5 protein-coding genes are annotated in these 4,813 nt (G+C 65.8%); 4 read left to right on the top strand and 1 reads right to left on the bottom strand.

The features are described 5' to 3' along the window. Window positions 1–38 precede the first annotated feature (38 nt). Window positions 39–1,673, bottom strand: a complete 1,635-nt coding sequence (locus PVW46_RS14095) for a SulP family inorganic anion transporter (protein WP_069208997.1) — start codon at window positions 1,671–1,673, stop codon at window positions 39–41. A 283-nt stretch (window positions 1,674–1,956) separates the two neighbouring features. Between PVW46_RS14095 and PVW46_RS14090 the strand changes: the two genes are divergently transcribed. The 4 genes from PVW46_RS14090 (at window position 1,957) to PVW46_RS14075 (ending at window position 4,772) form a co-directional block, all read left to right on the top strand. Beyond that, window positions 1,957–2,838 carry an S-methyl-5'-thioadenosine phosphorylase gene (locus tag PVW46_RS14090; RefSeq protein WP_043138257.1) on the top strand — a complete coding sequence of 294 codons (882 nt, stop codon included), beginning with the start codon at window positions 1,957–1,959 and terminating at the stop codon, window positions 2,836–2,838. Between the two features lie 9 nt (window positions 2,839–2,847). Further along, window positions 2,848–3,525 (top strand): DUF2927 domain-containing protein, encoded by a 678-nt coding sequence (locus tag PVW46_RS14085; RefSeq protein WP_069208996.1) that lies wholly within the window; start codon window positions 2,848–2,850, stop codon window positions 3,523–3,525. A 4-nt stretch (window positions 3,526–3,529) separates the two neighbouring features. Further along, the gene (locus tag PVW46_RS14080) at window positions 3,530–4,150 is read left to right on the top strand and encodes a LysE family translocator (protein WP_069208995.1); all 621 of its coding nucleotides are present in this window, start codon (window positions 3,530–3,532) and stop codon (window positions 4,148–4,150) included. A gap of 82 nt (window positions 4,151–4,232) precedes the next feature. After that, window positions 4,233–4,772 carry an adenine phosphoribosyltransferase gene (locus PVW46_RS14075; protein ID WP_274576301.1) on the top strand — a complete coding sequence of 180 codons (540 nt, stop codon included), beginning with the start codon at window positions 4,233–4,235 and terminating at the stop codon, window positions 4,770–4,772. The last annotated feature ends 41 nt before the right edge of the window (window positions 4,773–4,813 follow it).

Raw genomic sequence — 4,813 nt, 5'->3', positions numbered from 1 at the left:
GTACGTTTTGTACAAAACGTACAAAACGCCGCCCGGTCTCAGTGCCCGCCCAGGATGCCCGTGCGAACGTTGTAATCGACCGCCAGTTCGTAATCCGGGTCGTCGTCGCTATCGACCATCAGGTGGCCCGCCTTGGTCAACAGCTTGTGGCAATCCCGGCTCAGGTGACGCAGCTTGATCTGCTTTCCGGCGTCCTGGTACTTGCCCGCAACCGCCTCGATCGCCTGCAGGGCCGACTGGTCGACAACCCGGCTTTCGTTGAAATCCACGATCACCACGTCCGGGTCGTTTTCCACGTCGAACAGTTCCACGAACCCGTCGGTCGAGCCAAAGAACAGCGGTCCCTGGATCTCGTAGACCTTGGCGCCCAGGTCGGTGTGCGACTCGCGCGTCTTGGCATGGATGCGCCGGGCGTTGTTCCAGGCATAGGCCAGAGCCGAGACGATGACACCGACGACGACCGCGACGGCCAGGTCTTCCATCACCGTGACGACTGTCACAAGCAGGATGACAAAGGCATCCATCGCCGGAACCTTTGTCAGGATTTTCAACGAGTTCCAGGCAAATGTCCCGATCACCACCATGAACATCACCCCCACCAGCGCGGCCAGCGGGATCAGTTCGATCAGCGGCGCGGCAAAGAGGATGAAGGTCAGCAGGAACAGCGCGGCCGCGATGCCCGCGATCCGTGTGCGCGCGCCGGATTTAACGTTGATCATCGACTGGCCGATCATCGCACAGCCGCCCATGCCGCCGAAAAAGCCGGTCAGGATGTTCGAGGCCCCCTGCGCGATACATTCCTGGCTGGCGCCGCCGCGCTTGCCGGTGATCTCTCCCACCAGGTTCAGGGTCAGCAGCGATTCAATCAGCCCGATGGCCGCCAGGATCACGGCATAAGGCAGAATGATTTCAAGCGTTTCCAGGTTCAGGGGCACCGCCGGGATATGGAAGGGCGGCAAGCCCCCCTGGATCGAGGCCAGGTCGCCCACGCGCGGCACGTCCAGTCCGAAGCCGATCACCAGCGCGGCCACGACAAAGATCCCGGCCAGCGGCGCGGGCACAACTTTGCTGACCTTCGGCATGACCCAGATGATCGCCATCGTCAGCGCCGTCAGTCCCAGCATCAGGTACAGCGGCATCCCCGAAAGCCATTCGCCCCCGCCCATGCCGTGCCCGGTATTTTCCATTGTTCCCGGGACCTTGAACTGACCCAGCTGGGCCAGAAAGATCACGATGGCCAGCCCGTTCACAAAGCCCAGCATGACTGGATGCGGCACCAGGCGGATGAACTTGCCCCATTGCAGCGCCCCGGCGATCACCTGCAGAATGCCCATCAGGACGACGGTCGCGAACAGGTATTCGACCCCATGCTGCGCCACCAGCGCCACCATGACCACCGCCAGCGCCCCCGTCGCGCCAGAGATCATGCCCGGCCGCCCGCCGATCAGCGCCGTCACCAGCCCCACGAGGAAGGCCGCGTAAAGCCCCACCAGCGGGTGCACCCCGGCGACAAAGGCAAAGGCCACCGCCTCGGGCACCAGCGCCAGCGCCACGGTCAGACCCGCCAAAAGCTCGATCCGCCACCGGCTGGGCGTCAGTTTCTCGTCCGGCATCAGGGACAGGTCGGGCAATTCCACGCGGTTGGCGAAACGCGCCAAGAGGGCTTTTTTCATCGGGGATCCTTTCCTGGGCGCAGCATCGGGCAGCCTGTGGCCGCTAACGCCGCATCGCAGCATGTTCGCGATTCAGGGCCTCATAGCGGAACCTGGCCAAAGATGCACGGAATTCTTCCGTATGCGACCGGACCACAGCCAGCGGGTATCCCACAGAGGCAACACCGGCGGGATTGTATCACGAAACCCCGCTCGGGCGCTTGCCCTCGGACACGCATCCGGCACACTTCGGGCAAAGCGAAACACCAGGCGCCGCGACGCCACGCAAGGACGGGGTACAGACATGACGGATACGATGATCGCCGTGATCGGCGGGTCGGGCATCTACGACATCGACGGGCTGGAAGGCGCGGCATGGCAGGCCGTGGACAGCCCCTGGGGCACGCCCTCTGACGAGATCCTGACCGGCACGCTGGACGGCGTGAAGATGGCCTTCCTCCCGCGCCACGGCCGGGGCCACGTCCACGGGCCGACGACGGTCCCCTATCGCGCCAATATCGACGCGCTGAAACGCATCGGCGTGACCGACGTGATCTCCGTCTCTGCCTGCGGCTCCTTCCGCGAGGAAATGGCGCCGGGCGATTTCGTCGTCGTCGACCAGTTCATCGACCGCACCTTCGGGCGTGAAAAATCCTTCTTCGGTACCGGCTGCGTCGCCCATGTCTCGGTCGCCCATCCCACCTGCCCGCGCCTGGGCGATGCCTGTTTCACCGCCGCCAGGGACGCCGGGATCACCGTACACAAGGGCGGCACCTACCTTGCGATGGAAGGGCCGCAATTCTCGACCCTGGCGGAGTCGAAGATGTACCGTGAAAGCTGGGGCTGTGACGTGATCGGCATGACCAACATGCCCGAGGCCAAGCTCGCCCGCGAGGCCGAGCTTTGTTACGCCTCCATCGCGATGGTCACCGACTATGACAGCTGGCACCCCGACCACGGCGAAGTCGACATCATGGACATCATCAAGACCCTGTCAGGCAACGCCGACAAGGGGCGCGAGATGGTGCGCCGCCTGCCCGCCCTCCTGGGGGCCGACCGTGCCCCCTGCCCGCACGGCTGCGACCGGGCGCTGGAATACGCTCTGCTCACCGCGCCCGAGAAGCGCGATCCCGCGCTACTGGCGAAGCTCGATGCGGTCGCGGGCCGGATGCTGGGTGGCAACTGACGCCCGGCCATGCTGAGACCTGCCCTGTTCTGCCTGGCACTCGCCCTGCCCTGCGCCGCCTCGGGGGCGGTGGACTATGTCGAAACCGATGGTCTGCTCAGCGACGAGGATTTCTACCGGCTGGTCGCCTGCGCCGCCCCCCCGGGCCAGTCCTGCCGCAAGGACATGGTGCGCTGGCCCACAGACCGCCCCCTGCGGGTGCAGTTCGCCCGGATCGACCGCGCCTTTCTGGGCGGGCGGCAGAAACGCGCGCGCGCCGCGCTGGAACGGGCCATCCAGTACATCAACCGTGCCGGGGCCGGCATATCGCTCCGCGAAGTTGCGCCGGAGGCCGAGGCCGACATCCGCATCTACCTCGTCGATACGGACGGCTCCACGCCGATCAGCGGCACCGGCATCAAGGGCGTAGACGGCATGACCGTCACCGGCGCGCGCGTCATCGTCTGGTCGCGCAGCGACACCCATGTGATCCAGCGCGCGCGGATCATCTTTGGCACGCGGCTGGACATCCGCCACTACGAATCCGCCATGATCGAGGAACTGACCCAGGCCCTGGGCCTGTTGACGGACATCCGGAATCCCGCTTACCTCGGCAGGTCGATCTTTTCGCAGGATGACAATCAATCCAAGGACCTCGGCCCGCAGGATATCAAGGCCCTGCGCCGCCACTATCCGCCACGGGAGTAGCCTCATGGACCTGAATCTCTGGCTGGCCTTCGTCGCCGCCTCGACCGCCCTGCTGCTGATCCCGGGCCCCACCGTTCTGCTGGTCCTGTCCTATGCGCTCAGCAAGGGCCGGTCTGTGGCCATTGCCTCTGCCGCCGGCGTGGCCACCGGCGATTTCATCGCCATGAGCCTGTCTCTCGCGGGCCTCGGCGCGCTGGTCGCCGCCTCGGCGACGCTGTTCACGGTGCTGAAATGGGTCGGCGCCGCCTATCTGGTCTGGCTGGGGATCAAGCTGATCCGCTCGGCCCCGCATGAGGGGCTGGCCCTGCCTGACAGCGACGTGACCGCGCACGGCGTCTTTGGCCACAATCTCGCCGTGACCGCGCTGAACCCCAAGAGCATCGCCTTCTTCATCGCCTTCGTACCGCAATTCGTCACCCCCCAGGCGCCGCTCCTGCCGCAGTTCGCTATCCTCGTGAGCACCTTTGTCACCCTGGCGGCGCTCAACGCCCTCGCCTATGCGCTGGCTGCCGACCGGCTGCGGCGCATGATCCAACGACCCTCGATCCTGGCCTGGCTGACCCGCGCGGGCGGCGCCACGCTGATCGGGATGGGCGTGCTGACGGCAACACTGCGCCGCGCCTGACAGGGGGCCTGCGGGCAGAAGACTTGCACAGCCCGCCGCTGCCACGCTACGGCGGGCGGGCGTTTCAACCGGGGACCCTTCCATGCCGCGCAAGACAGAGATCAAGGACTACATCCGGACCATCGTCGATTTCCCGCACGAGGGGATCATGTTCCGGGATGTCACCACGCTGTTCGCCGACCCGCGCGGCTTTCGCATGGCCATCGACCAGCTCCTGCACCCCTACGCCGGGGTGCGCTTCGACAAGGTGGTGGGGCTGGAGGCCCGCGGCTTCGTCCTGGGCGGCGCCGTGGCGCACCAGCTCTCCGCCGGTTTCGTGCCGATCCGCAAGAAGGGCAAGCTGCCCGGCGCGGTCATCTCCGAAGACTACCAGCTGGAATACGGCGAGACGGTGGTCGAGATCCACGACGACGCCATAGAGGCGGGCGAAAAGGTGCTGCTGGTCGATGACCTTCTGGCCACGGGCGGCACCGCCGAGGCCGGCATCAAGCTGGTCGAACGCCTGGGCGGCGAGATCATCGGCTGCGCCTTCGTGATCGACCTGCCGGACCTGGGCGGCCGCAAAAGGCTCGAAGCAATGGACATGGACGTCCATACACTCTGCACCTTCGACGGTCTCTGACACCCGCTCCGCGCTTCTTTGGTTTCAAAAATACCTCGGGG

This window comes from Mameliella sp. AT18, assembly GCF_028807275.1.
Taxonomy (GTDB): Bacteria; Pseudomonadota; Alphaproteobacteria; order Rhodobacterales; family Rhodobacteraceae; genus Antarctobacter; species Antarctobacter albus.
Note: the sequence above shows the minus strand (reverse complement) of the source record. Positions and strands in the feature narration are given on the sequence as shown.